General features: G+C 63.9%; 27 protein-coding genes. 13 read left to right on the plus strand and 14 right to left on the minus strand.

Features of this window, described 5'->3' with window-relative positions; translation table 11 throughout:
• Positions 1-17 precede the first annotated feature (17 nt).
• The 4 genes from FJW06_RS17870 to FJW06_RS17885 form a co-directional block, all read right to left on the minus strand.
• Positions 18-788, minus strand: a complete 771-nt coding sequence (locus FJW06_RS17870) for an ATP-binding cassette domain-containing protein (protein WP_140753542.1) — start codon at positions 786-788, stop codon at positions 18-20.
• A gap of 2 nt (positions 789-790) precedes the next feature.
• Entirely contained in the window at positions 791-1,867 is a 1,077-nt protein-coding gene (locus tag FJW06_RS17875) for an ABC transporter permease (protein WP_140753543.1), read from the minus strand.
• A 185-nt stretch (positions 1,868-2,052) separates the two neighbouring features.
• Positions 2,053-2,994, minus strand: a complete 942-nt coding sequence (locus FJW06_RS17880; protein WP_140753544.1) for a sugar ABC transporter substrate-binding protein — start codon at positions 2,992-2,994, stop codon at positions 2,053-2,055.
• Positions 2,995-3,352: 358 nt separating this feature from the next.
• The gene (locus FJW06_RS17885) at positions 3,353-4,384 is read right to left on the minus strand and encodes a LacI family DNA-binding transcriptional regulator (protein WP_140753545.1); all 1,032 of its coding nucleotides are present in this window, start codon (positions 4,382-4,384) and stop codon (positions 3,353-3,355) included.
• Between the two features lie 176 nt (positions 4,385-4,560).
• On the opposite strand from FJW06_RS17885, the gene FJW06_RS17890 reads away from it, so the two are divergent.
• Genes FJW06_RS17890 through FJW06_RS17900 form a run of 3 tightly spaced genes read left to right on the plus strand, consistent with a single transcriptional unit; the run spans position 4,561 to position 7,264 of the window.
• A complete protein-coding gene (locus tag FJW06_RS17890; RefSeq protein WP_140753546.1) occupies positions 4,561-5,670 on the plus strand; it encodes a fatty acid desaturase family protein in 1,110 nt (369 codons plus the stop codon).
• A gap of 45 nt (positions 5,671-5,715) precedes the next feature.
• Entirely contained in the window at positions 5,716-6,030 is a 315-nt protein-coding gene (locus FJW06_RS17895; protein ID WP_140753547.1) for a MocE family 2Fe-2S type ferredoxin, read from the plus strand.
• 16 nt (positions 6,031-6,046) lie between these two features.
• The gene (locus FJW06_RS17900; RefSeq protein WP_181178393.1) at positions 6,047-7,264 is read left to right on the plus strand and encodes an FAD-dependent oxidoreductase; all 1,218 of its coding nucleotides are present in this window, start codon (positions 6,047-6,049) and stop codon (positions 7,262-7,264) included.
• Positions 7,265-7,344: 80 nt separating this feature from the next.
• Here the strand turns inward: FJW06_RS17900 and FJW06_RS17905 are convergent, their stop codons facing one another.
• The 5 genes from FJW06_RS17905 to hslV form a co-directional block, all read right to left on the minus strand.
• Positions 7,345-8,304, minus strand: a complete 960-nt coding sequence (locus FJW06_RS17905) for a DUF1402 family protein (protein ID WP_140753549.1) — start codon at positions 8,302-8,304, stop codon at positions 7,345-7,347.
• Positions 8,305-8,475: 171 nt separating this feature from the next.
• A complete protein-coding gene (gene hslU, locus FJW06_RS17910) occupies positions 8,476-9,786 on the minus strand; it encodes an ATP-dependent protease ATPase subunit HslU (protein ID WP_140753550.1) in 1,311 nt (436 codons plus the stop codon).
• Positions 9,787-9,791: 5 nt separating this feature from the next.
• On the minus strand, positions 9,792-10,385 hold the full coding sequence (locus FJW06_RS17915; protein ID WP_140753551.1) for a DUF2585 domain-containing protein: 594 nt from the start codon (positions 10,383-10,385) through the stop codon (positions 9,792-9,794).
• Positions 10,386-10,389: 4 nt separating this feature from the next.
• The gene (locus FJW06_RS17920) at positions 10,390-10,914 is read right to left on the minus strand and encodes a GNAT family N-acetyltransferase (protein ID WP_140753552.1); all 525 of its coding nucleotides are present in this window, start codon (positions 10,912-10,914) and stop codon (positions 10,390-10,392) included.
• Positions 10,915-11,044: 130 nt separating this feature from the next.
• Positions 11,045-11,596 carry an ATP-dependent protease subunit HslV gene (gene hslV / locus FJW06_RS17925; RefSeq protein WP_040986886.1) on the minus strand — a complete coding sequence of 184 codons (552 nt, stop codon included), beginning with the start codon at positions 11,594-11,596 and terminating at the stop codon, positions 11,045-11,047.
• 217 nt (positions 11,597-11,813) lie between these two features.
• Between hslV and hisB the strand changes: the two genes are divergently transcribed.
• From hisB to FJW06_RS17975, 10 genes are all read left to right on the plus strand, one after another.
• A complete protein-coding gene (gene hisB, locus FJW06_RS17930) occupies positions 11,814-12,410 on the plus strand; it encodes an imidazoleglycerol-phosphate dehydratase HisB (RefSeq protein ID WP_140753553.1) in 597 nt (198 codons plus the stop codon).
• 4 nt (positions 12,411-12,414) lie between these two features.
• Complete coding sequence (locus tag FJW06_RS17935) at positions 12,415-12,888, plus strand: DUF2628 domain-containing protein (RefSeq protein WP_140753554.1); 474 nt, start codon at positions 12,415-12,417, stop codon at positions 12,886-12,888.
• A 1-nt stretch (position 12,889) separates the two neighbouring features.
• The gene (gene hisH, locus FJW06_RS17940; RefSeq protein ID WP_140753555.1) at positions 12,890-13,540 is read left to right on the plus strand and encodes an imidazole glycerol phosphate synthase subunit HisH; all 651 of its coding nucleotides are present in this window, start codon (positions 12,890-12,892) and stop codon (positions 13,538-13,540) included.
• Between the two features lies 1 nt (position 13,541).
• Positions 13,542-13,832: a DUF1330 domain-containing protein gene (locus FJW06_RS17945; protein ID WP_140753556.1), complete on the plus strand. Its 291-nt coding sequence runs from the start codon at positions 13,542-13,544 to the stop codon at positions 13,830-13,832.
• A 3-nt stretch (positions 13,833-13,835) separates the two neighbouring features.
• Positions 13,836-14,579, plus strand: coding sequence for a 1-(5-phosphoribosyl)-5-[(5-phosphoribosylamino)methylideneamino]imidazole-4-carboxamide isomerase (gene hisA, locus FJW06_RS17950; RefSeq protein WP_140753557.1), 744 nt, complete (start codon positions 13,836-13,838; stop codon positions 14,577-14,579).
• Entirely contained in the window at positions 14,579-15,418 is an 840-nt protein-coding gene (locus tag FJW06_RS17955) for an arginase family protein (RefSeq protein WP_140753558.1), read from the plus strand. Before hisA ends, FJW06_RS17955 begins: the two co-directional genes overlap by 1 nt.
• Positions 15,415-16,209, plus strand: coding sequence for an imidazole glycerol phosphate synthase subunit HisF (gene hisF / locus FJW06_RS17960; RefSeq protein ID WP_181178395.1), 795 nt, complete (start codon positions 15,415-15,417; stop codon positions 16,207-16,209). Before FJW06_RS17955 ends, hisF begins: the two co-directional genes overlap by 4 nt.
• Before the next feature lie 9 nt (positions 16,210-16,218).
• A complete protein-coding gene (locus FJW06_RS17965; RefSeq protein WP_140753560.1) occupies positions 16,219-16,542 on the plus strand; it encodes a phosphoribosyl-ATP diphosphatase in 324 nt (107 codons plus the stop codon).
• Between the two features lie 37 nt (positions 16,543-16,579).
• Positions 16,580-17,539 (plus strand): type I pantothenate kinase, encoded by a 960-nt coding sequence (gene coaA / locus FJW06_RS17970; protein ID WP_140753561.1) that lies wholly within the window; start codon positions 16,580-16,582, stop codon positions 17,537-17,539.
• Between the two features lie 88 nt (positions 17,540-17,627).
• Positions 17,628-18,833, plus strand: coding sequence for a glycosyltransferase family 87 protein (locus FJW06_RS17975; RefSeq protein ID WP_140753562.1), 1,206 nt, complete (start codon positions 17,628-17,630; stop codon positions 18,831-18,833).
• 17 nt (positions 18,834-18,850) lie between these two features.
• On the opposite strand, the gene FJW06_RS17980 is transcribed toward FJW06_RS17975, so the two are convergent.
• From FJW06_RS17980 to FJW06_RS18000, 5 genes are all read right to left on the minus strand, one after another.
• On the minus strand, positions 18,851-20,026 hold the full coding sequence (locus FJW06_RS17980; RefSeq protein WP_181178397.1) for a glycosyltransferase family 87 protein: 1,176 nt from the start codon (positions 20,024-20,026) through the stop codon (positions 18,851-18,853).
• Between the two features lie 113 nt (positions 20,027-20,139).
• Positions 20,140-20,757: an alpha-ketoglutarate-dependent dioxygenase AlkB gene (locus FJW06_RS17985; RefSeq protein WP_140753564.1), complete on the minus strand. Its 618-nt coding sequence runs from the start codon at positions 20,755-20,757 to the stop codon at positions 20,140-20,142.
• 104 nt (positions 20,758-20,861) lie between these two features.
• Positions 20,862-21,341 (minus strand): peptidoglycan-binding protein LysM, encoded by a 480-nt coding sequence (lysM, locus tag FJW06_RS17990; RefSeq protein WP_140753565.1) that lies wholly within the window; start codon positions 21,339-21,341, stop codon positions 20,862-20,864.
• Between the two features lie 178 nt (positions 21,342-21,519).
• Positions 21,520-21,957, minus strand: a complete 438-nt coding sequence (arfB, locus tag FJW06_RS17995; RefSeq protein ID WP_140753566.1) for an alternative ribosome rescue aminoacyl-tRNA hydrolase ArfB — start codon at positions 21,955-21,957, stop codon at positions 21,520-21,522.
• A gap of 186 nt (positions 21,958-22,143) precedes the next feature.
• Positions 22,144-23,754: a phosphoenolpyruvate carboxykinase gene (locus FJW06_RS18000; RefSeq protein ID WP_140753567.1), complete on the minus strand. Its 1,611-nt coding sequence runs from the start codon at positions 23,752-23,754 to the stop codon at positions 22,144-22,146.
• Positions 23,755-23,802 lie beyond the last annotated feature (48 nt).

Here is a 23,802-nt window from a genome sequence, read left to right on the forward strand (position 1 = left end):
TCCCGTGATGACGCCCGTCAGGCGGCCTGAAGCTCTGCCTGTCCGGTCTTGGCGCCTGTGATGTAGGCGACGATGTCGTTGCCATCGGTGTCCTGCTTGCGCAGGTTGGCGACGATCTTGCCGCGGCGGAAGACGACGATGCGGTCGCAAAGGTCGAACACCTGGCGCATATTGTGGCTGACCAGGATCAGCGGCTCGCCGTTTGCCTTCAGCGTGCGGATGATGTTTTCGACCTGCGCGGTCTCCTGCACGCCGAGCGCCGCCGTCGGCTCGTCCATAATGATCAGCTTGGAGGCGAAGGTGGCGGTCCTGGCGATCGCAACGCACTGGCGCTGGCCGCCCGACATATGACGGATGGTGCTGGAAAGGTTAGGGATCTTCACCGCCGTGCGGACAAGCGCTGCCTCCGTCGCCTTGCGCATTGCCTTGCGGTCGAGGATGGAGAAGGGGCCGAGGTTGAACAGCACCTTCTCGCGGCCGAGAAACAGGTTCGACGGCACGTCGAGATCGTCGGCCAAAGCGAGGTTCTGGAACACGGTCTCGATGCCGGCCTCGCGCGCCTCGATCGGGCCGGTGAAGTTCACCTCCTTGCCGTCGAACCAGATCTTGCCACTGGTGCGCTGCTCGACGCCGGTGATCTGGCGCACGAAGGTCGACTTGCCGGCGCCGTTGTCGCCCATGATGGCGACATGCTCGCCCTTGCGCAGCTCGAAATTCGCCTCCTGCAGCGCGTGCACGCCGCCATAATGCTTGGTGAGGTTTTCAGTCTTCAGAACGATGTCCGACATGGTCAAGCTCCTATCGCGCGGCGGCGCTGGCGCCATTGATCGAGAACGACCGCACCGACGATGATCACGCCCTTGACCATCTCCTGATAATAGGCATCGAGGCGCAGGAAGGTGAAGCCGGAAATGATGACGCCGAAGATCAGCGAGCCGATCACGGTGCCGATGATCGAGCCGCGGCCGCCCGACAGCGAAACGCCGCCGATGACCGCCATGGCGATGGCGTCGAGCTCGTACATGACCCCCATGCCGGCCTGGGCGGTGAGGTTCTTGGAAGACAGCACCACCGCGGCGATCGCCGCCAAGATACCGGCGATGGCATAGACCAGCACCTTATGGTTGGCGATCTTGATGCCGGACATGCGAGCGGCATCCTCGTTTGAGCCGATGGCGTAGCAGTGCTTGCCGTATTTCGTGTAGGTCAAAATGAGCTGGAACAGGATCGCCAGCGAGATGAAGATAACGACGGGCATCAAACCCTTGCCGATGGCCGCGAAACTTTCGGTCGGGAACGAGATCGGCTGGCCCTTCGACCACCATTTGGCGATGCCACGCGCCGTGACCATCATGCCGAGCGTGGCGATGAAAGGTGGAATGCGCGTGTAGGCGATGAGGAAGCCATTGATCAGGCCGGCGATCAGGCCGCAGCCGATCGCGACCAGGAGCGGCACGATGACCGGCAGGTCGGTCCAGCCAAAATTGATGAACATCGCCTTGGGATTGGGATTCCCGTTGACGGTCGCAACCTGCGCAAAACTCATGGCGATCATGGCGGTGGCGCCGACGATCGACCCGGAGGACAGGTCGATGCCGCCGCAGATGATGACCTGGGTTACGCCGATTGCGATGATGCCGACGATCGACACCTGCAGGATGATGATCTGCAGGCGCTGCTCGTTGAAGAGTCCGGAGACGTTCTCGCGGGTGTTGAACAGGAAGCTGTCGCCGAGGAAGACGCGGCCGATCAGCTCGAAGGCGCCGACCAGGATGACGAGCGCCAGGAACACGTTGAACTCGGCCGGCCATGGGCGCTTCCTGGCGTCGTAGCTCAGCCCGCCAATGCCATGCGATGTCTGTGACACGTCTTCTTCCTCCGAATGACCGCGCCCGTTCTCCCGCCCAGTCGGGCGGGAGAGGAACAGAGCGGCGCCGCTTCGTCAGCAGCCGATTTCAGCCAGTCCGATGCGTCGCGGCACCACTCCGCGTTCGTTCTCGCAATCCCATACGGAAATCGCTGCGTGATTTCCCGGAATTGAGCGGGCGCGGCTCAGTTCTTCTTCAAGAACTTGTCGATGTTCGCAGGGGTGACGAGCTGGAACGGGATATAGACCTTGTGTTCCACCTTTTCGCCCTTGGCGAGCTTCAGCGCGGCGTCGAGCGCGCCGGCGCCCTGGCCGGCCGCGTCCTGGAAGACTGTCACGTCGAGGTCGCCCGCCTGCATCGCGGCCAGCGCATCCTGGGTGGCGTCGACGCCGCCGACGACGACCGACTTCATGTCGATGTTGGCGGCCTTCATCGCCTGGATGGCGCCGATCGCGCTTTCGTCATTGTTGGCGATGACGCCGTCGAACGGCTTGCCCGACGACAGCCAGTTGGTCATCAGGTTCTGCGCTTCGTCGCGCTTCCAGTTCGAGGTCTGCTTGTCGATGATCTTGATGAAGTTGCAGTCCGGCGTGGCGATCACTTCCTCGATGTCCTTGGTGCGCTGCACCGCGGCCTGGTTGGAGAGCTCGCCCATGATCACATAGACATTGGCTTCCTTCTTGCCGGCTTCCTTGAACAGGCGGCAGGCTTCCTTGGTCTCGAGCGTGCCGGATTCGGCCTCGTTGGAAGCGACGAACGCCTGGTTGTCGGGCAGCGTGTCGACATTGACCGGCTGGCGGTTGACATAGACCAGCGGGATCTTGGCGGCGGCGGCAGCGTCCGACATCGCCTGCGTGGCCGAGGTGTCGACCGGGTTGACGATGATGGCGTCGACGCCCGAGGCGGCGAAGTTCTTGATCTGGTCGAGCTGCTTGGCGACGTCGTTCTGCGCGTCCTCGACCTGCAGCTCCACGCCGCTCATGCCCTTGGCCTGCGCAATCATGCCGTTGCGCAGCACGGTGAGGAAGTTGTCGTCGAAAAGAGCCATCGAAACGCCGATCTTGGCGGCGAAGGCGGATGAACACATCAGCGCCGAAAGCGCGACGCCCAAAAGAAGTTTCTTCATTTTATTCTCCTCCACTTGGTGTCCGGCTGCACCCATTGAACCGGAATCCCCGGTTTGCCCGGGGAATCTCTCCCTGCGGCCATGCGGCGTCGCCCATTCGATCGGAACGCCTCTTCCTCCGTTCGAACAGACGCTCCGGAACGAAAGAACCAAAAAGCCTAGTTAGTGAAATATTTATTCCATTTCGTTTCGGAAACGTCAAGGGCGATTCCGATCGGGGCGGCCGGTTTTTCGATCACTATCGGCGTGACGAAGGACCAAAGACCTCCGAAATTTGCGCTCGAGTCCGAACGAACCGCGATGAAAGAATCCATCAGTCTGACAGATTCTTTCACGCGCGCTACATCAGTGTGAACGCCTATATGTTTTCCGGCAGATAGATGTCGAAAGGCAGGAAGGTCTGCCCGGGCGCATTGGCGGCGCCGCTTTCGATGGCATGGGCCATCAGCCCGACGAGCTCCCGGCAGAGCGCCGCGAGCGGCGTCGAGATCACCATGGTGAGGATGTTGTCGGCAAGCGCCGCACGCGAGGCGGCGTTGATCTCGTTGCAGATGGCGATCGGCATCTCGGCCGGCTTTGCCGTCCGCAGCGCCGAGACCGCGCCCTCCATGCCGCCACCGGCGACGTAGCAGCCGGCGAGATCGGGATGGCGCGCCAAGAGGTCGAGCATGGCGTCGTGCGTCACGTCATTGGCCTCGAGGTTGACCAGCGTCTCCATCACGGTGAAGTCCGGCGCGTGCTCGCGAAAGAATGAGCGGAAGCCGATCTCGCGCAACTCATGGCCGTGGAAACGGTGGCTGCCGACGAAGAGTGCCACCTTGCCGGGCTTCCTAGCGGCCTTGGCGATCATCCAGGCAGCGCTGCGCCCGACCTTGCGATTGTCGAGCCCGACATAGCCCTCGCGGACGCCGGCGGCAAAATCCGACAGCAGCGAGAAGACCGGCTGCCCCCTCCCCTTCAGCGTCTCCACGACCGCCGTCAGCGTCGGATGATCAGGGCCGACGACGGCGATGGCTCTCGACTTGGCTGCAAGGCTGCGCATCTGGGCGGCGATCTCGTCGGGCGCCAGCGAGGCGGCGAAATCGACCGTCGCAACGCCGCGGAAACGCTGCGACTGCGCGACCGCCAGCTCGAGCTCCCGGGCGAAATCGCCGTAGAAGACGTCATTGCCCCTGAGCAGCAGGAAGCCAAGCCTATATTCCGGCAATTCCTGGCGCATGCGCTGCTTGATCAGCCCCGCCGCGTGGTAGCCGATCTCGGTGGCGGCCTCGTAGACCCGGCGCGCCGTCTCCTCGCGCACCGGCAGGCGGCTGTTCAGCACCCGGTCGACGGTGGCGACGCTGACGCCGGAGACGCGCGCGAGATCGGTAATGGTCGGCCGCTTTGCCATGAATGCTTCCTCGCTTGTCCTACTCAGCATATATCCAAATCTGATAGGAAATGATAGAAACTATCTTCTTGATGTTGAGACTATCAGGCCTGGGGGCTATGCTGAAGTCGAAAGTCAGCGATGCGCGAGCCCCGCAGGATTAGGGCGGTCGCCAAGGCGCTGGCGGAGGAACCTCAATGACGGCAATCACGTCTTCGGCGGCGCCGCCGCGCGACTACAGCCTGACCGGGCGAGATGCCAGGCTCGCGGTCGAGACCGGGCTCGCCGCGGCCGAGTGGTACCACACCGAGATCCCGCGCAAGCAGATGAAGGAGCTGATGCAGCGCTCGGACCAGCCGGCGATCCGCGACACCATCATCTGGCTGGCCGCTCTCGTCGTCAGCGGCGCGGGCGGCATCTGGTTCTGGGGCAGCTGGTGGTGCGTGCCGTTCTTCTTCGTCTACGGCACGCTCTACGGCTCCTCGACCGATTCCCGCTGGCACGAGTGCGGCCACGGCACGGCCTTCCGCACGCAGTGGATGAACGACGCCGTCTACCAGCTCGCCTGCTTCATGATCATGCGCAACCCGGTGACCTGGCGCTGGAGCCATACGCGCCACCACACCGACACCATCATCGTCGGCCGCGACCCGGAAATCGCCGTCATGCGCCCGCCGGACCTTTTGCGCGTGGTGCTGAACTTCTTCGGCATCCTCGATGCCTGGCATGCGATGACCGACATGGTGCGCAATGCCGCCGGAATCATCAGCCCCGCGGAAAAGACCTTCATTCCCGAACCGGAACAGCCGAAGGCGATCCGCGTGGCTCGCATCTGGCTCGTCATCTACATCGCGAGCATCGCCTTGGCTCTCTCCCTGCATTCCTGGCTGCCGCTGATGCTGATCGGCCTGCCCCGCCTCTATGGCGCCTGGCATCACGTGATGACCGGCCTGCTGCAGCATGGCGGCCTCGCCGACAACGTCGTCGACCATCGGCTCAACAGCCGCACCGTCTACATGAACTCGGTCAGCCGCTTCATCTACTGGAACATGAACTACCATGTGGAGCATCACATGTTCCCGATGGTGCCCTACCACGCGCTGCCGAAGCTGCATGAGATGATTAAGCACGACCTGCCGGCGCCGACGCCATCGATCCTGGCCGGCTATCGCGAGATGATCCCGGCCTTCCTGCGCCAGCTGCGCAACGAGGATTATTTCCTCAAGCGCGCGCTGCCGCCGACGGCGAAGCCCTACAGGGAAGAATTGCACAACGATAACAATCCGGTGCCGGCCGCGGCCGAATGAGCTGCCGAAGTGCCTAACCAACCCATTTTTTTCGCGGAGAACAAGATGAACGACTGGGTCGAGGCCTGCGCGGCCGGAGACATCGACGAAGAGGACGTGATGCGGTTCGACCATGCCGGCCGCACCTTCGCCATCTACCGCAGCCCGGACGACGAGTATTTCGCGACAGACGGCTTGTGCACGCATGAAAAGGTGCATCTGGCCGACGGGCTGGTGATGGACGACATCATCGAGTGCCCGAAGCACAATGGCCGCTTCAACTACAAGACCGGCGACGCGCGCGGCGCGCCGGTTTGCGTCAATTTGAAGACCTATCCGGTCAAGGTCGATGCCGGAAAAGTGCTGATCCAGATCGGGTGAGACCATGCAGGCGGGGATGGTGATCATCGGAGCAGGCGAATGCGGCGGGCGCGCCGCGCTTGCCCTGCGCGATCTCGGCTATGACGGGCCGGTGACGCTGGTCGGCGACGAGCCGCATCTGCCCTATGAGCGGCCGCCGCTGTCTAAGGAAGCCATGACCGGCGAGGCACCGGCCATCAAGGCGATCGCCAGCGACGAGCTGTTCGCCGAACGCGCGATCCGGCATATCCATTCCGTCCGGGCCGTCGCGATCGATCGCGCCGCGCATGTCGTGCAGCTGTCGGACGGATCTTCCCTGCCATATGAAAAGCTTTTGCTGGCGACCGGGTCCGTGCCGCGCCAGCTGCCGATGCCGGGGCTTGGGGGCCGCTGCGTCTATCTCAGGACCTTCAACGACGCGCTCGCCATCCGCGCCCATCTCCGCACCGGAAACCGTGTCGCCATCATCGGCGGCGGGTTCATCGGGCTGGAACTGGCAGCCTCGGCGCGCAAGCTCGGCGCTGCCGTCAGCGTCATCGAGGCGCAGCCGCGCATCCTGATGCGCGGCGTGCCGGCCGAGATCGCCGAGGTGATCCACAAAGCGCATGAGGCCGAGGGCGTTGCGATCCGCACCGGACAAGGGCTCGCTGCGATCGCCGATGACGGCAAGGAAGTCGCCATCACGCTGGCCGGCGGACAGACGATCGTCGCCGATCTCGCGGTGATCGGCATCGGCGCCGTGCCGGTGACCGTGCTTGCCGCCGAGGCGGGGCTGGCGATCGACAACGGCATCGCGGTTGATGAGCAATTGCGCACCGCCGATCCGGATGTCTTCGCCGCCGGCGATTGCTGCTCGTTCCCGCTCGCCGTCTATGGCGGCCGGCGCGTGCGCCTCGAAGCCTGGCGCAACGCGCAGGAACAGGGCGCCTTAGCCGCGAAGAACATGCTGGGCGCCGGTGAAGCGCATGCGGCCGTGCCGTGGTTCTGGTCGGATCAGTACGGGCTGACCCTGCAGATCGCCGGGCTATCCGACGAAGGCAAGAGCACCGTGCGGCGCGACCTCGACGACGGCGCCTTCATCCTGTTCCATTTGGCGCAGGACGGCAGGCTGGTCGCCGCCAGCGGCATCGGCCCCGGCAATGCGGTGGCGCGCGACATCCGCCTGGCGGAAATGCTGGTCGCCAGGCAGGCGAGCCCGGCGCCAGAGGCGCTCGGCTCGCAAGCGGTCAAGCTGAAGTCGCTGCTGGCGGCGTGAGGCTACTCTTCTAGGAGGGTTGCCGCGACGCTGCGTTGGCCTACTACAAGGGGAAGGTAGAGGACCTCAGCCTAAGCGCTCTAAAACAGCGCCTTCAGCTCATCCAGCTTGTCGTTGACCAGCCAGCCGTAATAGTTCTCCTCGGGCAGCTTTTCCGGTTGTCCGGCGGCGCGGCGCTTTTCATTCTCGGCCTTCAGCGCATAGGCGCGCTGTTCGGGATTGCCGACATTGTAGAGCGTCGCGGTCAGGCCCGGATTATGCGAGATGTCGAAGCCGGCGATGCTGCTATAGGCGTCGATCGACTTCCTGATGGTCGCGGCGACGTAAGGCAGCGTCAGGTCGGGGTCCATGATGGTCTTGTAGACAGTGTTGGGATCATCGACGTCGAGCTTCGGCAGGCCGGAGACCTTGTGCACGAGATCGCTCATCTGCAGCGCGGTCAGCGGGTTCAACTGGCCGAGGCCGAAGGTCTGGCCGGCATAATAGGGCTGGAAGAAGGTGGCGCCGAAGCGGTCGTTGGGGAAGTCCTCGCCGCCCACCGTCTTGCCGCGGAACGAGTGGTTCCAGACCTGCTCGCGGCATTCCCAAAGGTCGTAGCTGTCGCCCGCGCCGGCGCATTTCTTGAATTCCGGCCGCCGGATGAAATCCGAGATGTCCTCGCCGTGATAGGCGAAGGAGAGCTTGCTCGACAGGTAGGAGATCGCCTTGACGTAGTAGGTCTGCAGCCGATCGTAGGCGTCGACATTGTAGGTGTGCTCGCCGACGATGGCGCCGACGATATGCATTGGGTCGATGCCGTATGCCGCCGCCACCTTCCTGATCTTGCCCCGCAATTCGGCATCGTTCTGCAAGAGCGCGTAGACCTTGCGGTACTTGGCCTGGAAGGTTGTGTTGGTGGCCTGGGTGCGCCGGCTGGAGGCGCCTGGAATATCCGGCTGCACGCTGTTGCGGTTGCCTGGAGGCACGATGGTGGCAGCGTCGGCTGTTGCCACCGCCGCCGCCAAGGCCATGCCGAGAAAAAGCAGGATAAGTTTCTTCATACGCCGCCGCTTTCGAATGCGCGGCAAACTAGGTAAAGCGCATGGGAGAGTCGAGAGAAGGCTTCGAGCTGCCCTCAAAAATCGTGACCAGATGCTTCCATTTGGCCACACCTTGGATTGGGAAGGGCGTTTCAGGCTGGCACCAAGGCCAGCCTGAACCCCCGATAGAGCTCAAAGGATGAAGCGCGACAGGTCGGTGTTGCGCGACAGATCGCCGACTTGCTTCTCGACATAGCCGGCGTCGATGGTGACCGTCGTGCCGTGCCGGTCCGGCGCGTCGTAGGAGATCTCGTCCAGCACGCGCTCCATCACCGTCTGCAGGCGCCGCGCGCCGATATTCTCGACGCTGGCGTTGAGATCGACGGCGATGCCGGCGAGCGAATCGATGGCGTCGTCGGTGAAGGTCAGCTCGACGCCTTCGGTCTTCATCAGCGCGATATACTGCTTGATGAGGCTGGCCTCCGTCTCGGTGAGGATGCGGATGAAATCCGCCTTCTCCAGCGCGCGCAGCTCGACACGGATCGGCAGGCGGCCCTGAAGCTCGGGCAGCAGGTCCGACGGCTTGGAGACGTGGAAGGCGCCGGAAGCGATGAACAATATATGGTCGGTCTTGATCGGCCCGTACTTGGTCGCGACCGTGGTGCCTTCGACCAGCGGCAGCAGGTCGCGCTGCACGCCTTCGCGCGACGGACCGCCGGAAACGTCGCTCCTGGCGGCGATCTTGTCGATCTCGTCGAGGAAGACGATGCCGTCATTCTCGGCCGATTCCAGCGCCCGGCGCACGACCTCGTCCTGGTCGAGCAGCTTGTCGGACTCGTCGTTGACCAGCAGCGCGTAGGAATCGCGCACCGTGGTCTTGCGGGTCTTGGTCTTGCGGCCGCCCATCGCCTTCGAGAGCATGTCGTTGATGTTGAGCACGCCGACATTGGCGCCCGGCATGCCGGGGATCTCGAAGCCGGGCATGCCGCCGGTGCCGGTGTCGGCCACCTCGATCTCGATCTCCTTGTCGTCGAGCTCGCCGTCGCGCAGCTTCTTGCGGAAGGAGTCGCGGGTCGCCGGGCTCGCCGTCTTGCCTACGAGGGCTTCCAGCACGCGTTCCTCGGCATTGATCTGGGCGCGCGCGGTAACGTCCTCGCGCATCTTCTCGCGCGTCAGGCCGATGGCGACCTCGACGAGGTCGCGCACAATCTGCTCGACGTCGCGGCCGACATAGCCGACCTCGGTGAATTTGGTTGCCTCGACCTTGACGAACGGGGCGCCGGCGAGCCGCGCCAGGCGGCGCGATATCTCGGTCTTGCCGACGCCGGTCGGGCCGATCATCAGGATGTTCTTCGGCATCACCTCTTCGCGCATCTGGCCTTCCAGCTGCTGGCGGCGCCAGCGGTTGCGCAAGGCGATGGCCACGGCGCGCTTGGCGTCCTTCTGGCCGATGATGAAGCGGTCGAGTTCCGAAACGATTTCGCGGGGAGAAAAGGTGCTCATATCACTCAAATTCCACTTTGCCACTGCCTGATAAACTCGAACGGATGCAGCAGCATGATCACGTTGAGCGTCAGATTGTCCCGGACGATATAACCCGTGCCGAGCTCGAAGATGAGCGCCAGGGCCACGATCACCCATATAGGTAGCTTTCGCGCCATCACAAATCCCAGCGCCATGAACAGCGTGTCGGACACCGAGTTGATGATCGAATCGCCGTAATAGCTGAGCGAGATGGTGCCGGCGCGGTAGCGCTCGATGATGAAGGGACTGTTCTCAAGGATCTCCCAGCCGCCTTCGATGAGGACGGCGAAGGCGAGCCTTAGGCCCACCGGCGAGCGCTGGAACAGCGCCAGCGCATAGAACAGGAAGCCGTGGATGATGTGCGAGAAGGTGTACCAGTCGGCGATGTGCTGGGAGTTCTCCGAGCTGTTGACCACGCCGTGCCAGAGCTTGACGTAGCCGCAGGTGCAGATCGGCGGGTGGCCCATGCCGTACAAGGCGCCCGCCTGGAAGATGATCAGGGCGAGCGCGAGCAGCAGGCCCATGCGCCAGCTGTCTTCATAGGCCGAAAGCGTCTTGTCCTCTCCGGATGCAGTCATTGCCTCAGTCCCCCAGATGTTCGTCGTCCTCGGCCGCATCGACAGCCATCAGCACGACGTCCCCATATTGCGAATGCCTGCGGCCGATCGGCTTGAAGCCGGCCTTCTCATAGGCGCGAATGGCACGGCCATTGTCGGCATGCGGATCGATGATGACGCGCGGCGCGCCCTCTTCGAACAGTTCCTGGACGAACTGGCGCACGATGGCCGAGCCATGGCCGACACCGACCAGCTCCGGCGGGCCGATCGTGAGGTCGATGCCCAGCGTGCCGAAGGGCTGGTCGGCATAGGGATGGTCGTCCTCCATATGCGGATCATAGCTGTGCAAATAGGCGATCGGCCTGCCGTCGAGCTCGACGATCAGCGGCTCCACCGAGACCGAATCCATATGCTCGCGGATCTCGGCAATCTCCTTGTCCGGATCGTCCCACCATTGAGCGACATGCGGCTCGCGCAGCCACTTGGCGATCATCGGCAGGTCCTTTTCCGTGACCGGCCGAAAACCGTAGCTATGTTCCTGTTCGACCATGATCTCGTCCAAAAACCGGTTCCCATTTTTTGGGATCATGGTCGGCCTGTTCCTGATTGAGCATGATCTTGTCCGAGAACCGGCGGCCACTTTTCGCTTTCGCGGTCCTTCGATTCGGGATCATGGTCGTTCAAGCGGCATCGAGCGTTTCGACAACAAAATTGTTGTTGGTGTAGACGCAGATGTCGGACGCGATCTGCATGGCCTTGCGGGCGATCTCCTCGGCGTCCTTGTCGGTGTCGATCAGCGCGCGGGCCGCGGCCAGCGCGTAATTGCCGCCGGAACCGATGGCCATGACGCCATGCTCGGGTTCCAGCACGTCGCCATTGCCTGTCAGCGCCAGCGAGACCGACTTGTCGGCGACCAGCATCATGGCTTCCAAACGGCGCAGATAGCGATCGGTACGCCAATCCTTGGCGAGCTCGACACAGGCGCGCGTCAACTGGTCCGGATATTGTTCGAGCTTGGCTTCGAGCCGCTCGAGCAAGGTGAAGGCGTCGGCGGTGGCGCCGGCGAAGCCGGCAATGACGCTGCCGCCCTTGCCGATGCGGCGCACCTTACGGGCGTTGCCCTTCATGATCGTCTGGCCGAGGCTGACCTGGCCGTCGCCGGCGATCACGACCTTGTTGCCCTTGCGCACGCTGATGATGGTCGTGGCGTGCATGGTGAGTTCATTCGACATTTGAGCTCCGATGCGCGCTATCCCTTGAAAAAGGCGATTGGCGCGGTACGAGTGAGTTTGATCGGCCATATGTATGCATAGGGCCAAGGATTGCAAACCGCCCGCGGCCCGGGCCGATAGCGGCCGGAATGGCAACTGGCAATCGCCGGATCATGCTGATAGAAGGCTTTCGTTTTCAAGCCCCGGTGCCTCCGAACGGGGCAACAAGGACAATGGGATGACGCGTTCGGCCGAAGTCAGCCGCAAGACCAAGGAAACCGAGATTTCGGTCTCGGTCCATGTCGACGGCAAGGGAAAATCCGCCATTTCGACCGGCGTCGGCTTTTTCGACCATATGCTCGACCAGCTGTCGCGGCATTCGCTGATCGATATGACGGTCAAAGCCAAGGGCGACCTGCACATCGACGACCACCACACGGTCGAGGACACCGGCATCGCGATCGGCCAGGCGCTGAGCAAGGCGCTGGGCGAGCGGCGCGGCATCATGCGCTACGCCTCGATCGAGCTTGCCATGGACGAGACGCTGACCAGGGCGGCGATCGACGTTTCCGGCCGGCCGTTCCTGGTCTGGAACGTGGCCTTCTCGTCGCCGAAGATCGGCACGTTCGACACCGAGCTGGTGCGCGAATTCTTCCAGGCGCTGGCGCAGAATGCCGGCATCACGCTGCATGTGACCAACCACTACGGCGCCAACAACCATCACATCGCCGAAACATGCTTCAAGGCGGTGGCGCGCAGCTTGCGCGCGGCATTGGAGCCCGATCCGCGCCAGCCCGACGCGGTGCCGTCCACCAAGGGATCCCTGAAAGGATAGCCCTATGGCGATCTACGTCGTGATGGCGCCGCCGGCCGGCGACAAAGTCGAGGACGCAAGTTTCGTGCGCGACAGCTTCACCTGGCTGGGCTTCCTGGTCGCGCCGCTCTGGCTCGCCTGGCACCGGCTGTGGATCGAGGCGGCCCTGACCTTCGCCGTCATGGCGATCCTGTCGGTGGCCGGCGAGAGACTCGGGCTCGAATGGGCCGGATCGCTGCTGTCGCTGCTGGTCTCTCTCTATATAGGCTTCGAAGGCCAGGCCTTGCGCATCGCTTCGCTGCGCCGGCGCGGCTGGCGCGAATGGGGCGTGGTCGAGGCCGGCAATCTCGCCGACGCCGAGACGCGCCACGCGCTGGAAGCCGGCAAGGAGAGCGAGGAGCAGCCGGCTCTGCCGCGCATCGTACCGGATGCATCGCAGGCCCGTCCGCCGCAGACAGGCATGGCGCTCGGCCTGACCCATACGCCTGGAAGGCCCTGACATGCGGGTAGCCATCATCGACTACGGCTCGGGCAATCTGCGCTCGGCCACCAAGGCCTTCGAGCGCGCCGCGCATGAGGCAGGCCTTGCCGCGACGATCGAGCTGACGGCGGACGCCGAGCGGGTGCGTTCCGCAGACCGCATCGTGCTGCCGGGCGTCGGCGCCTATGCCGACTGCGCCGCCGGCCTGCATGCGGTATCAGGCATGTGGGAGGCGGTGGAGGAAGCGGCAATCGCCAAGGGGCGGCCGTTCCTCGGTATCTGCGTCGGCATGCAGCTGATGTCGCAACGCGGGTTGGAGAAGACCGTCACCAAGGGCCTCGGCTGGATCGCCGGCGACGTCAAGGAGATCCAACCCTCCGATCCGGCGCTGAAGATCCCGCAGATCGGCTGGAACACGATCGAACTTCAACGCAAGCACCCGCTGTTTTCCGGCATCGAGACCGGCCCTAAGGGGCTGCACGCCTATTTCGTCCATTCCTATCATCTGGACGCGAAGAACCCGGCTGAGATCGTGGCGACGACCGACTATGGCGGCGCGGTGACGGCGGCGGTTGCGCGCGACAACCTCGCCGGCACGCAGTTCCATCCCGAGAAGAGCCAGGCGCTCGGCCTCGCCTTGATCACCAACTTCCTGAAATGGAGGCCCTGACATGAGCAAAAAGGGCTATTGGATGGCGATGATCAATGTCCGCGACCCGGATGTCTACAAGCAGTATATCGAAGCGAATGCCGTCGCCTTCGCGAAACACGGCGCGAAGTTCCCGGTCCGCGCGGGCCGCTACGAGAGTCCGGAAGGAGCAACCGGCAACCGGCACGTGCTGGTCGAGTTCGAATCCTACGACAAGGCGGTCGAATGCTATCATTCGCCTGAATATCAGCATGCCTCGAAGTTCCGGCTCGCCGCATCGACCGGTCATTTCGTCATCGTCGAGGGCGCCTGATCCATGATCCTGTTTCCAGCGATCGATCTCAAGGACGGCCAATGCGTGCGCCTGAAGCACGGCGACATGGCCACCGCGACCATCTACAATGACGATCCCGCCGCGCAGGCCGAGGCCTTCGAGGATCAAGGCTTCGAGTGGCTGCATGTCGTGGACCTCAACGGCGCCTTCAAGGGCCAAAGCGTCAATTCGGCGGCGGTCGGCGCCATCCTCAAGGCGACGAAGAACCCGGTGCAGCTCGGCGGCGGCATCCGCACCCTGCCGCAGATCGAAGACTGGCTGGACCGCGGCCTCGCCCGCGTCATTTTGGGCACGATCGCGGTGCGCGAGCCGGAGCTGGTCAAGCAAGCCTGCAAGTCTTTTCCCGGCAAGGTCGCCGTCGGCATCGACGCCAAGGGCGGCAAGGTCGCGGTCGAAGGCTGGGCCGAGGCCTCCGAGCTCGGCGTCATCGAGCTGGCCAAGAAATTCGAGGGCGCGGGTGTGGCCGCCATCATCTACACCGACATCGACCGCGACGGCGTGCTTTCCGGCATCAACTGGGATTCGACGATCAGCCTCGCCGAGGCGGTGTCCATTCCGGTGATCGCATCCGGCGGGCTAGCCTCGATCGCCGACATCGTGCGCATGACCATGCCCGATGCGCAAAAACTCGAAGGCGCGATCTCCGGCCGCGCCCTATATGATGGACGTATCGACCCCGCCGAGGCGCTGGCGATCCTGCGCGGCGAGCGGGCGGAGGCAGAATAGTGAACATTTCGATCATCCTGGCATCCTATGACAGCGGCCATTTCCACAGCGGCTGCGGCCAGGGCCCGGACGCGCTGATCTCGGGCGGGCTGGCCGAAGCGCTGAAGCTCGCCGGCCACGATGTCGAGGTGAACGATATCGGCAAGGTGGTCGAGGACGAAGACGAGCGCGAGATCGGCACCGGATTTGCCGTCTGCAACGCAGTTTCGGGCGAAGTCCGCATGGCGCTGGACAAGAAGCGGTTTCCGATCGTTCTGGCCGGCAACTGCCTGACCGCCGCCGGCGCGGTGGCCGGCGCCGGCGCCGACGCCATCATCTGGGCCGACCAGCATGGCGACCTCAACACGCCGGAAACCACCATGACGGGCTTTCTCGACGGCATGGCGCTGGCGGCCGTGCTGGGCCTCTGCTGGCGAGCGATGGCGGCGCAGATCCCGGGCTTCAAGCCGGTCGACCCGTCGCGCTGCGTCCTGGTCAACGCGCGCGACCTCGACAGCGCGGAAAAGGAACTGCTGGAAAAGCTGCCGATCATCCGAACCGAATGCCCGGACTGGAAGGCTGCTGCGCAACGGCTGAAGGTCGACGGGGCAAACCGGGTGCATATGCATGTCGACCTCGACGTGCACGACCCCGAGAAGCTGCAGGCCAACCGCTACACCACGCCCGGCGGTCCGGCGCCGGAGCAGGTGCGCACCGCCATGTGCGGCCTCGCCGGGCCACTCAGCATCGCCGGGCTGACCGTTTCTGCCTACGATCCGGCCTTCGATCCGAAGGGCGACGTGCCGCCGCTGGTCGGCGAGCTGGTGGTCGACCTGCTCTCGACGCTGGAAGGCAAGTGATGCTCAAGGTCCGCGTCATCCCTTGCCTCGACGTCAAGAATGGCCGCGTCGTTAAGGGCGTCAATTTCGTCGATCTCGTCGATGCCGGCGACCCGGTCGAGGCCGCCAAGGCCTATGACGCGGCCGGCGCCGACGAGCTCTGCTTCCTCGACATCACCGCGTCGTCGGACAACCGCGAGACGATCTTCGACGTGGTCGCCAGGACGGCCGAGCAGTGCTTCATGCCGCTCACCGTTGGCGGCGGCGTGCGCCAGGTCGCCGACATCCGCAAGCTGCTTCTGGCCGGCGCCGACAAGGTGTCGATCAACACGGCGGCGGTGAAGAACCCGGATTTCGTCGCGGAAGCGGCCGACAAGTTCGGCAACCAGTGCATCGTCGTGGCGATCGACGCCAAGAAGGTGTCGGCGCAAGGCGAGGCTGACCGCTGGGAGATCTTCACCCATGGCGGGCGCGAGAAGACGGGCATCGACGCGGTCGACTTCGCCAGGCGCATGGTGGAGCGCGGCGCCGGCGAGATTCTTTTGACCTCGATGGACCGCGACGGCACCAAGGCGGGCTACGACATTGCGCTCACCCGGGCGATCGCCGACGCCGTGCGCGTGCCGGTGATCGCCTCGGGCGGCGTCGGCACGCTCGATCACCTCGTCGAAGGCATCCGCGACGGCCATGCCGGCGCCGTGCTTGCCGCCTCAATCTTCCATTTCGGCACCTACACGATCGCCCAAGCCAAGGCGCATTTGGCCAAGGCCGGCCTGCCGATGCGACTGGACTCGGTTGCCCATGGGGCATAAATAACTGTTATGGCAGACTTTTCGCTCGCCGAACTGGAACAGATCATCCACCAACGCGCTCATTCCGGCGACCCGGACTCGTGGACGGCGAAGCTGTTCGCCAAGGGCATGGACAAGGCGGCGCAGAAGCTCGGCGAGGAGGCTGTGGAAGCGGTGATCGCCGCCATCCGCGGCGACCGCCAGGGCCTCGTTTCGGAAAGCGCCGATCTTCTGTATCATTGGCTGGTCGTCCTCGGCATAGCGGGCATTCCGCTGGACGATGTGCTGAAGGAGCTCGAGGGCCGCGCCGGCCGCTCGGGCATCGCCGAAAAGGCGTCCCGGCCTCGCGGTTGATGGCCCGGGGCTGACGGCGAGGAGGGCAGGAAACCCGATGGACCAGCTGGCTCCGACCGAGAAGTACTCCCCGTTTCGATTCTTCTCCGCCGAGCAATGGTCGCAGTTCCGCGCCGACACGCCACTGACGCTCACCGGGGACGAGATCGACCGGCTGCGCTCGCTCAACGACCCGGTCGACCTCGAAGAGGTCAAGCGCATCTACCTGTCGCTTTCCCGCCTGCTTTCGGCGCATGTCGAGGCGAGCCAACTTCTCTACCGGCAGCGCCAGGCCTTCTTCAAGGCGCAGGACGTGGTCAAGACGCCGTTCATCATCGGCATCGCCGGCTCGGTCGCGGTCGGCAAGTCGACCACGGCGCGCGTGCTGAAGGAACTTCTGGCGCGCTGGCCGTCGAGCCCGAAGGTCGACCTCATCACCACCGACGGCTTCCTGTTGCCCAACGAGATCCTGCGCCGCGACAATCTGATGGAGCGCAAGGGCTTTCCGGAGAGCTACGACGTCGGCGCGCTGCTGAGGTTTCTGTCCGGAATCAAGTCGGGGCAGCGCGATGTCCGCGCGCCGATCTATTCGCACCTTACCTATGACGTCATTCCGGGCGAGTTCGTCACCATCGACCGGCCGGACATCCTGATCTTCGAAGGCATCAACGTGCTGCAGCCGGGCAAGCTGCCGAAGGACGGCAAGATCGTGCCGTTCCTGTCCGACTTCTTCGATTTCGCCATCTATATCGATGCCGACGAGAAGCTGATCCATCAGTGGTACATCCAGCGTTTCATGCGGCTGCGCGAAACCGCCTTCCGCAATCCGCACTCCTTCTTCCACCGCTATTCGCAGCTCTCCAAGGATGCTGCGCGCGCCATCGCCGAGGGGTTGTGGGCCAATATCAACCTGAAGAACCTGCGCGAGAACATCCTGCCGACCAGGGCTCGGGCCGACCTCATCCTGCGCAAGGGCGCCAACCATCTGATCGAGGAAGTGGCGCTGAGGAAGCTGTGAGGCCCTGAGAGAGCCGCGCGTACCGGACGGTTTTCATGTTTCTTAAGAGATTCCTGCAAGAAGCCGACCGGGTAACGGGCAAGGTTTCATGCGACGGCTGCTGGCACTGCCGAAGCCATATCTGTTTGTGTTCGCGGTCACATCTATTGCGGCGGTGGCACTGGCCTGGCCTGTCGGGAACGCGATCGTCGCACCGGGCCTGGATCCGAACCTTGCCGACAAGGATTTCGCCAACTACTGGCTGGCGTCCCGCTTGTTGCTTTCGGGCAAGGTGCAGGACCTGTTCGGCCCTTGGAATGTCTATTTCGGTCACCTTCGAGAGGCTTTCGGCAGCGGATATCCGTGGCACAATTGGAGCTATCCGCCGCATTTCCTCTTCCTGATCTGGCCGCTCGGATTTTTCGGCTACGAAACCGCGCTCCTGCTCTTTCTGACGACGACGGGCGTCGCGTTCCTGATCGCCTACCGTGCCTTCATCGGCGAGCGCGGTCTAATTGCGTGGGTCGCCGCAATGCCTTTCATGGTTCTCAACTTCTGGGCGGCCCAGAACGGTTATCTCTGCGCGGCGCTGGCGCTCGGCGCGCTGGCACTGCGCGAAAAGAGACCCATCGTTGCCGGCATCCTGCTCGGGCTGCTGACAACCAAGCCTCAGCTCGGCCTGTTGTTTCCGTTCCTCCTGGTGGCCGAGCGACGCTGGAGCGTCATCGCCAGCGCCGTCATAACCACGCTGCTGCTGGTGGTGGCCTCGGCCGCCGTGTTCGGGCTCGATTCGTGGCGCGGCTACATCCAGAACGTCGTGCCGTACCAGAATGCGGTCATGGGGCAGCTCCGAGGGCTCTTCCTGGCGATGATGCCCTCTGTCTATGGCGCGCTTCGCAACTGGGACTTCGGTCCGGACCTGGCGCTGATGCTGCATCTCGCGGTGGCCCTGCCCGCCGCGCTGGTGGTGATCACGGCGTTCTTCCGGGTCAAGGACGCACGCAACCACGACATACTCCTGCTGGTCGCCACATTCATTATCACACCCTATGCCCTGACCTATGATCTCGGACTGCTTGCCGGCGCGCTGGGGCTGATGGGGTCGAGAAATCCGCCATCGCCTGAGAGCGGGGCACGGCTCAGCATCGTCACCTTTGCGATGCTGCTTCCCCTCGCCATGATCCATTTTGGATTGCTGAAAATTCCACTCGCCACAGTCGTCCTGTTCGCGCTCTTTTTTGTGGCATTGCGCGACGCCGGTCTACCGCTTGACCTCCCGCGGCGTGGAAACGCCAAGATGGACGCAGCCCCATAAATGCGCCGCCTGGGCAGCTATGCCAAGGACGGCTCCTCGGAGATTTCAGCCTTCCGGCCTCCCGTCCATATCGACAACAGCATCCACCCGGCGAGGGACAGCGGGACCACGACGCCGACGCAGTATCCGCCGTGGATGAACAAATGCGCGACGAAAGGCCAGAGCCAGAAGATCGCCAGTATCAGCCGCGGCGGCCTCGAAACCATCGCGGCGAGCATCGCGACCGCTACGGCCGCCCCGATGGTGTCATAGGTGTAGCCGTAGGGCGTGGCGAGGATCGCAAGGACCGCGGTAAGCACCACGCGTTCCTGGTGCGAGACCGCGCGCCCCGGCCACCAGAGCCAGATCGCCGCGGCAATGGAAGCGATGGTCGCGACCGCCTGGACCCCATAGGCGGAGGTTACCCCAGTGCCGGCGGCTCTCGCCGTGAAGAACACCGTGATCGCATTGTACTGGTAGGGTTGCGGATAAGGCGCCTCCATGATCGCCGTCATCAAGGGACGGGTTTCGGTCAGGAACAGCCGCCAGACATCAAAGCCGAAGAACAGGCCGGTGGCGACGGCAATCACGACGCTAGTGCCGACGGCCGCGAGAATGGCCCGCCAATTGCCGCTGGCGAGCAGGCAGAAGGGCACGAGAATGCCGAGATGCGGTTTGATCGTCAGCAGGCCGAACAGGATCCCGGCCAGCAGCGGGCGCCTAGGCGCCACGGCGAGGCCCCCGATCAAGAACGCGGTGGTCAACGCGCCGTTCTGGCCGAATACCGAGTTCCAAATAACCGCCGGACTGAAGACAATCGCCAGTTCGAGCGCGGTTCCGAGCTTCAGCGGCCGTATCGCCAGCCACAGACACAGCACGGTCCCAACCGTCCAGATCAGATAGGCAGGCAGGATCGGCAAGGTAGCAAGCGGAACGCCGAGCAGGAGGATGTTCGGCGGATAGCTCCATTCCTGGTTGGGAAGGTCGGGCGAGAACATGGCGCGCAGCGCCGCGCGGTAGGCGTCCACATCGAAGAGGGCCGCGACATGGCCGTCCATGGCCATGCGGGAGCCGGCCCAGAGATTGGTGAAGTCCCAATACGGAAGCCTGTGCGAAAGTTCGGAAAATCCTCGGTCGTCGAGGTTCCACAACATGCTCAGGTAGAATTCGGTCATCCATAGCGCGACGATCGACACGACTGTGACGATGGCCACGTCCAAGAGGCTTCGGGTCCTGATCCAGTTCGGTTGCATGGCGACCTCGGTTGCGCAACCGCGGTTGTAGCCCGAGTGTCCTTAAAATCGCGTTGCCCAGGCGTCAGGCATGCTCAGCCAGGCACCGTTACCCGGCGCAACGTCAGATTGATGCGGCCGCCATTCTTCAACAGGGCCGAGGTCGCGGGGTAGATGCGGTCGACGCCATGGAAGGCGAGGCGTCCTTCGCCGCCGAGCACGACGACGTCGCCGCTCTTCAGCCTGAACGACTTCGTGCCGCCCTCGCGCGTGGTCTGGCCGACCCGGAACAGGCAGTCGTCGCCCAGCGAGACCGACACGACGGGCGCGTCGAAATCCTTTTCGTCGCGATCCTGGTGCAGGCCCATCTTGGCATCGGCCGTATAGAAATTGACCAGGCAGGCCTCGGGCGGATGCGGGTAGGCCGCAACCTCGCGCCACAATTGCAGCAGCGCCTCGGGAATCGGCGGCCAGGGCTCGCCCGTCACCGGATGCGTGGACTGGTAACGATAGCCGCGCTCCTTGTCGGTCACCCAGCCGAGCGCGCCGCAATTGGTCATGCGCACGCTCATCTCCTTGCCGGTGCGCGGCATGGCCGGCACGTAGAGGGGTGCCGCCTGCACGACGCGCCTGATCTCCTCGACCAGCGCTTCCTGGGCGGGGCGCGCGAGGTAGCCCGGCATGTGGCGGACGCCTTTGGGCAGAACGAGCATGGGGCGATCCGGTTACCGATGCGTTCGATTGGCCAAGCATGCCACCGGCAAAGGAAAACGGCGACCCGAAAGCCACCGTTTTCCAGAGTCAGATGATGTGCCGTTCAGGCCTGATCGATATCCGGTATGCGCAGCACCTGGCCGGGATAGATCTTGTCGGGATGCGTCAGCATCGGCTTGTTGGCCTCGAAGATGATGTTGTTCTTCGCGCCCTTGCCCTTGCCATAATATCTTTCGGCAATCTTCCAGAGATTGTCGCCCTTCTGGACTGTATAGAATGTCGGCTCCTTGGCCGGCGCAGCCGCCTTGCCGGCCTCGGGCGCGACCTTCAGCTCGTCTGCCTGCACCTTCGACACGCCGAGCGTGTTGCCGACGGCGATCACCGCTTTTTCGAAGACCGACTGGTCCTTGACAGTACCCTTCAGCACCGCGGTGTCGCCCTGGACGGCAACCTCGACGCCGTCCGTGCCCAGCTTGTGCGAATCGAGCTCCTTCTTCAACGTATCCGCGTTTGGCGATGCCTCGTCGTCGGCGCCGATCCCGAGCTTCTTGCCGACGCCCTTGACGAAATCGAAAATACCCATGGGTGGTCTCCTCGCTGTTGCAGCAACCCGACCTTGCCATCTGCAACCCTGAATTGGAAGCAGCCGATTTCTACCTTGCTGGAGCGGCTCACCGTTCAGGGAACGGCAAACCGATCCATCTCTTTGTTTTTGACGCAATTCCGGACGGAAAACCGCTCTCACTTTTCCTGGAATTGCTCTAATCGCTGTCGACCCGGCCGCGCAACTTCTTCACCGTCGAGCGGCCCGCCTTGCTCTTGAGGCGCCGCTCCACGGCGCCTTTGGACGGCCTGGTCTTCTTGCGCGGCGGTGGCGGCGGTTCGGCCGCCTTGGCGATCAACGCCGTCAGCCTGGCCCGCGCATCGGCGCGGTTCTGCTCCTGGGTGCGGAAGCGGCCGGCCTCGATGACGATGACGCCGTCCTTGGTGGCGCGCTGGCCGGCAAGCTTGAGAACACGCTCGCGCACGCGCTCGGACAGGCCCGTGGCGTTCGCAGCGTCGAAGCGCAGCTGCACCGCGGTCGCCACCTTGTTGACGTTCTGGCCGCCCGGACCGGACGAGCGGATGAAATCCTCGTGCAGGTCGCCCGGGCGGATAACGGCTTCGCCTGTGATGATGATGTCGTCGTCGCTCGCCATGGAAGCACTCATGACGCGATGGCCGCAAAAAGAAAAGGCCCGGCGCCAAGGGGGCTTCGCCGTTTCACGGAAACGGCGAACCCTCCCTGGCTTTCTGTGTTGGCGCAATTCCGGACGGAAACCGTTTCACACTTTTCCTGGAATTGCGCTGGCCGGGCCCCGGAGGCAAGACGATCGAGGCAGCGATTACTCGGCCGCCTCCTGCAGGCGCGGCGCCGCGCCGAGGATGGTGGCGTCCACGTGGCGTTCGAACTTCTCGAAATTGGTCGCGAACATGCCGACCAGCCTGGCGGCCTGGCGGTCATAGGCAGCCTTGTCGGCCCAGGTCGAGCGCGGGTCGAGAATGGCGCCATCGACACCCGGAACGGCGATCGGCACCTCGAAGCCGAAATTGGCGTCGGTGCGGAACTCGGCCGACTTCAGCGAACCGTCGAGCGCTGCGCCCAGCAAGGCACGCGTCACTTTGATGGGCATGCGGCGGCCGGTGCCATGGGCGCCCCCGGTCCAGCCGGTGTTGACCAGCCAGCAGTCGACGCCGTGGCCGGCGATGAGCTCGCGCAGCAGATTGCCATATTCGGACGGATGGCGCGGCATGAACGGGGCGCCGAAGCAGGTCGAGAAGGTCGCCTCCGGCTCGGTGACACCCTTTTCCGTACCGGCAACCTTGGCGGTATAGCCCGACAGGAAGTGGTACATCGCCTGCGCCGGGGTTAGCCTGGCGATCGGCGGCATGACGCCGAAGGCATCCGCCGTCAGCATGATGATGTTCTTCGGGTGTCCGGCGCGGCCGGTCTTCGAGGCGTTGGGGATGAAGTCCAGCGGATAGGCGCAGCGCGTGTTCTCGGTGAGGCTGCCGTCGTTGAAATCCGGAACGCGGCCGGCATCGAGCACGACGTTTTCCAGCACCGTGCCGAAGCGCTGGGTGGTGGCGAAGATCTCAGGCTCCGCCTCGGCCGACAGCCTGATCGTCTTGGCGTAGCAGCCGCCCTCGAAATTGAAGATGCCGTGCGGACCCCAGCCATGCTCGTCATCGCCGATCAGCGTGCGCGACGGATCCGCGGACAGCGTCGTCTTGCCGGTGCCGGACAGGCCGAAGAACACCGCCGCTTCGCCGTCCGGCCCCTCATTGGCCGAGCAGTGCATCGGCATCACGCCCTTTGCCGGCAGCAGGTAATTCAGCATGGTGAAGACCGACTTCTTCATCTCGCCGGCATAGGAGGTGCCGCCGATCAGCACGATCTGGCGGGTGAGATCGACCGCGATCACCGTTTCGGTGCGGGTGCCGTGGCGCGCCGGATCGGCGCGGAAGGAGGGCAGGTCGATGATCGTCATGTCCGGCACGAAATGCTCGAGCTCGGCGGCTTCGGGGCGGATCAGCAGATTGCGGATGAACAGCGAATGCCAGGCGAATTCGGTGACGACCCGGGTCGGCAGCTTCAGCTCGGCGTCGGCGCCGCCGACGAGGTCCTGCACGTAGAGGTCCATGCCGGCCGCATGTGCCCGGAAATCGGCAAGCAGCGTTTCGAATTGTGCTGGCGATATTGCCTTGTTGTTGTCCCACCAGACATGAGGCCCGGTCGCCTCGTCGCGCACGACGAATTTGTCCTTCGGCGAACGGCCGGTGTGCTGGCCGGTCTCGGCGACCAGCGCGCCCTGCGCGGTCAACCTCGCCTCGCCACGCCGGATCGCTTCCTCATAGAGTTCGGCCGCGCCGAAATTGTAGCGCACCATGCCCTTGGTCTTCAGGCCGATCGCGTCGACGGCGCAGTCGGGGTTGCGTTTGCCGGCTTCCGACATCAAATTTCCTCTCTGGATTTGGCCACACGTGACGGGAGGCTTCCCGGA

The sequence above is a fragment of the Mesorhizobium sp. B4-1-3 genome, from assembly GCF_006439355.1.
GTDB lineage: Bacteria > Pseudomonadota > Alphaproteobacteria > Rhizobiales > Rhizobiaceae > Mesorhizobium.

Bases quoted from the DNA above. Each gene is read 5' to 3' on its own strand.
- FJW06_RS18000 (WP_140753567.1), bottom strand. From the start codon at position 23,754: ATGTCGGAAGCCGGCAAACGCAACCCCGACTGCGCCGTCGACGCGATC.
- hisH (WP_140753555.1), top strand. From the start codon at position 12,890: ATGCGGGTAGCCATCATCGACTACGGCTCGGGCAATCTGCGCTCGGCC.
- hslV (WP_040986886.1), bottom strand. From the start codon at position 11,596: ATGTCGAATGAACTCACCATGCACGCCACGACCATCATCAGCGTGCGC.
- coaA (WP_140753561.1), top strand. From the start codon at position 16,580: ATGGACCAGCTGGCTCCGACCGAGAAGTACTCCCCGTTTCGATTCTTC.
- FJW06_RS17945 (WP_140753556.1), top strand. From the start codon at position 13,542: ATGAGCAAAAAGGGCTATTGGATGGCGATGATCAATGTCCGCGACCCG.
- lysM (WP_140753565.1), bottom strand. From the start codon at position 21,341: ATGGGTATTTTCGATTTCGTCAAGGGCGTCGGCAAGAAGCTCGGGATC.
- FJW06_RS17885 (WP_140753545.1), bottom strand. From the start codon at position 4,384: ATGGCAAAGCGGCCGACCATTACCGATCTCGCGCGCGTCTCCGGCGTC.
- hisA (WP_140753557.1), top strand. From the start codon at position 13,836: ATGATCCTGTTTCCAGCGATCGATCTCAAGGACGGCCAATGCGTGCGC.
- FJW06_RS17975 (WP_140753562.1), top strand. From the start codon at position 17,628: ATGCGACGGCTGCTGGCACTGCCGAAGCCATATCTGTTTGTGTTCGCG.
- FJW06_RS17905 (WP_140753549.1), bottom strand. From the start codon at position 8,304: ATGAAGAAACTTATCCTGCTTTTTCTCGGCATGGCCTTGGCGGCGGCG.
- FJW06_RS17870 (WP_140753542.1), bottom strand. From the start codon at position 788: ATGTCGGACATCGTTCTGAAGACTGAAAACCTCACCAAGCATTATGGC.
- arfB (WP_140753566.1), bottom strand. From the start codon at position 21,957: ATGGCGAGCGACGACGACATCATCATCACAGGCGAAGCCGTTATCCGC.
- FJW06_RS17965 (WP_140753560.1), top strand. From the start codon at position 16,219: ATGGCAGACTTTTCGCTCGCCGAACTGGAACAGATCATCCACCAACGC.
- FJW06_RS17915 (WP_140753551.1), bottom strand. From the start codon at position 10,385: ATGACTGCATCCGGAGAGGACAAGACGCTTTCGGCCTATGAAGACAGC.
- FJW06_RS17895 (WP_140753547.1), top strand. From the start codon at position 5,716: ATGAACGACTGGGTCGAGGCCTGCGCGGCCGGAGACATCGACGAAGAG.
- FJW06_RS17935 (WP_140753554.1), top strand. From the start codon at position 12,415: ATGGCGATCTACGTCGTGATGGCGCCGCCGGCCGGCGACAAAGTCGAG.
- hslU (WP_140753550.1), bottom strand. From the start codon at position 9,786: ATGAGCACCTTTTCTCCCCGCGAAATCGTTTCGGAACTCGACCGCTTC.
- FJW06_RS17900 (WP_181178393.1), top strand. From the start codon at position 6,047: ATGGTGATCATCGGAGCAGGCGAATGCGGCGGGCGCGCCGCGCTTGCC.
- FJW06_RS17890 (WP_140753546.1), top strand. From the start codon at position 4,561: ATGACGGCAATCACGTCTTCGGCGGCGCCGCCGCGCGACTACAGCCTG.
- hisB (WP_140753553.1), top strand. From the start codon at position 11,814: ATGACGCGTTCGGCCGAAGTCAGCCGCAAGACCAAGGAAACCGAGATT.
- FJW06_RS17985 (WP_140753564.1), bottom strand. From the start codon at position 20,757: ATGCTCGTTCTGCCCAAAGGCGTCCGCCACATGCCGGGCTACCTCGCG.
- FJW06_RS17880 (WP_140753544.1), bottom strand. From the start codon at position 2,994: ATGAAGAAACTTCTTTTGGGCGTCGCGCTTTCGGCGCTGATGTGTTCA.
- FJW06_RS17920 (WP_140753552.1), bottom strand. From the start codon at position 10,914: ATGGTCGAACAGGAACATAGCTACGGTTTTCGGCCGGTCACGGAAAAG.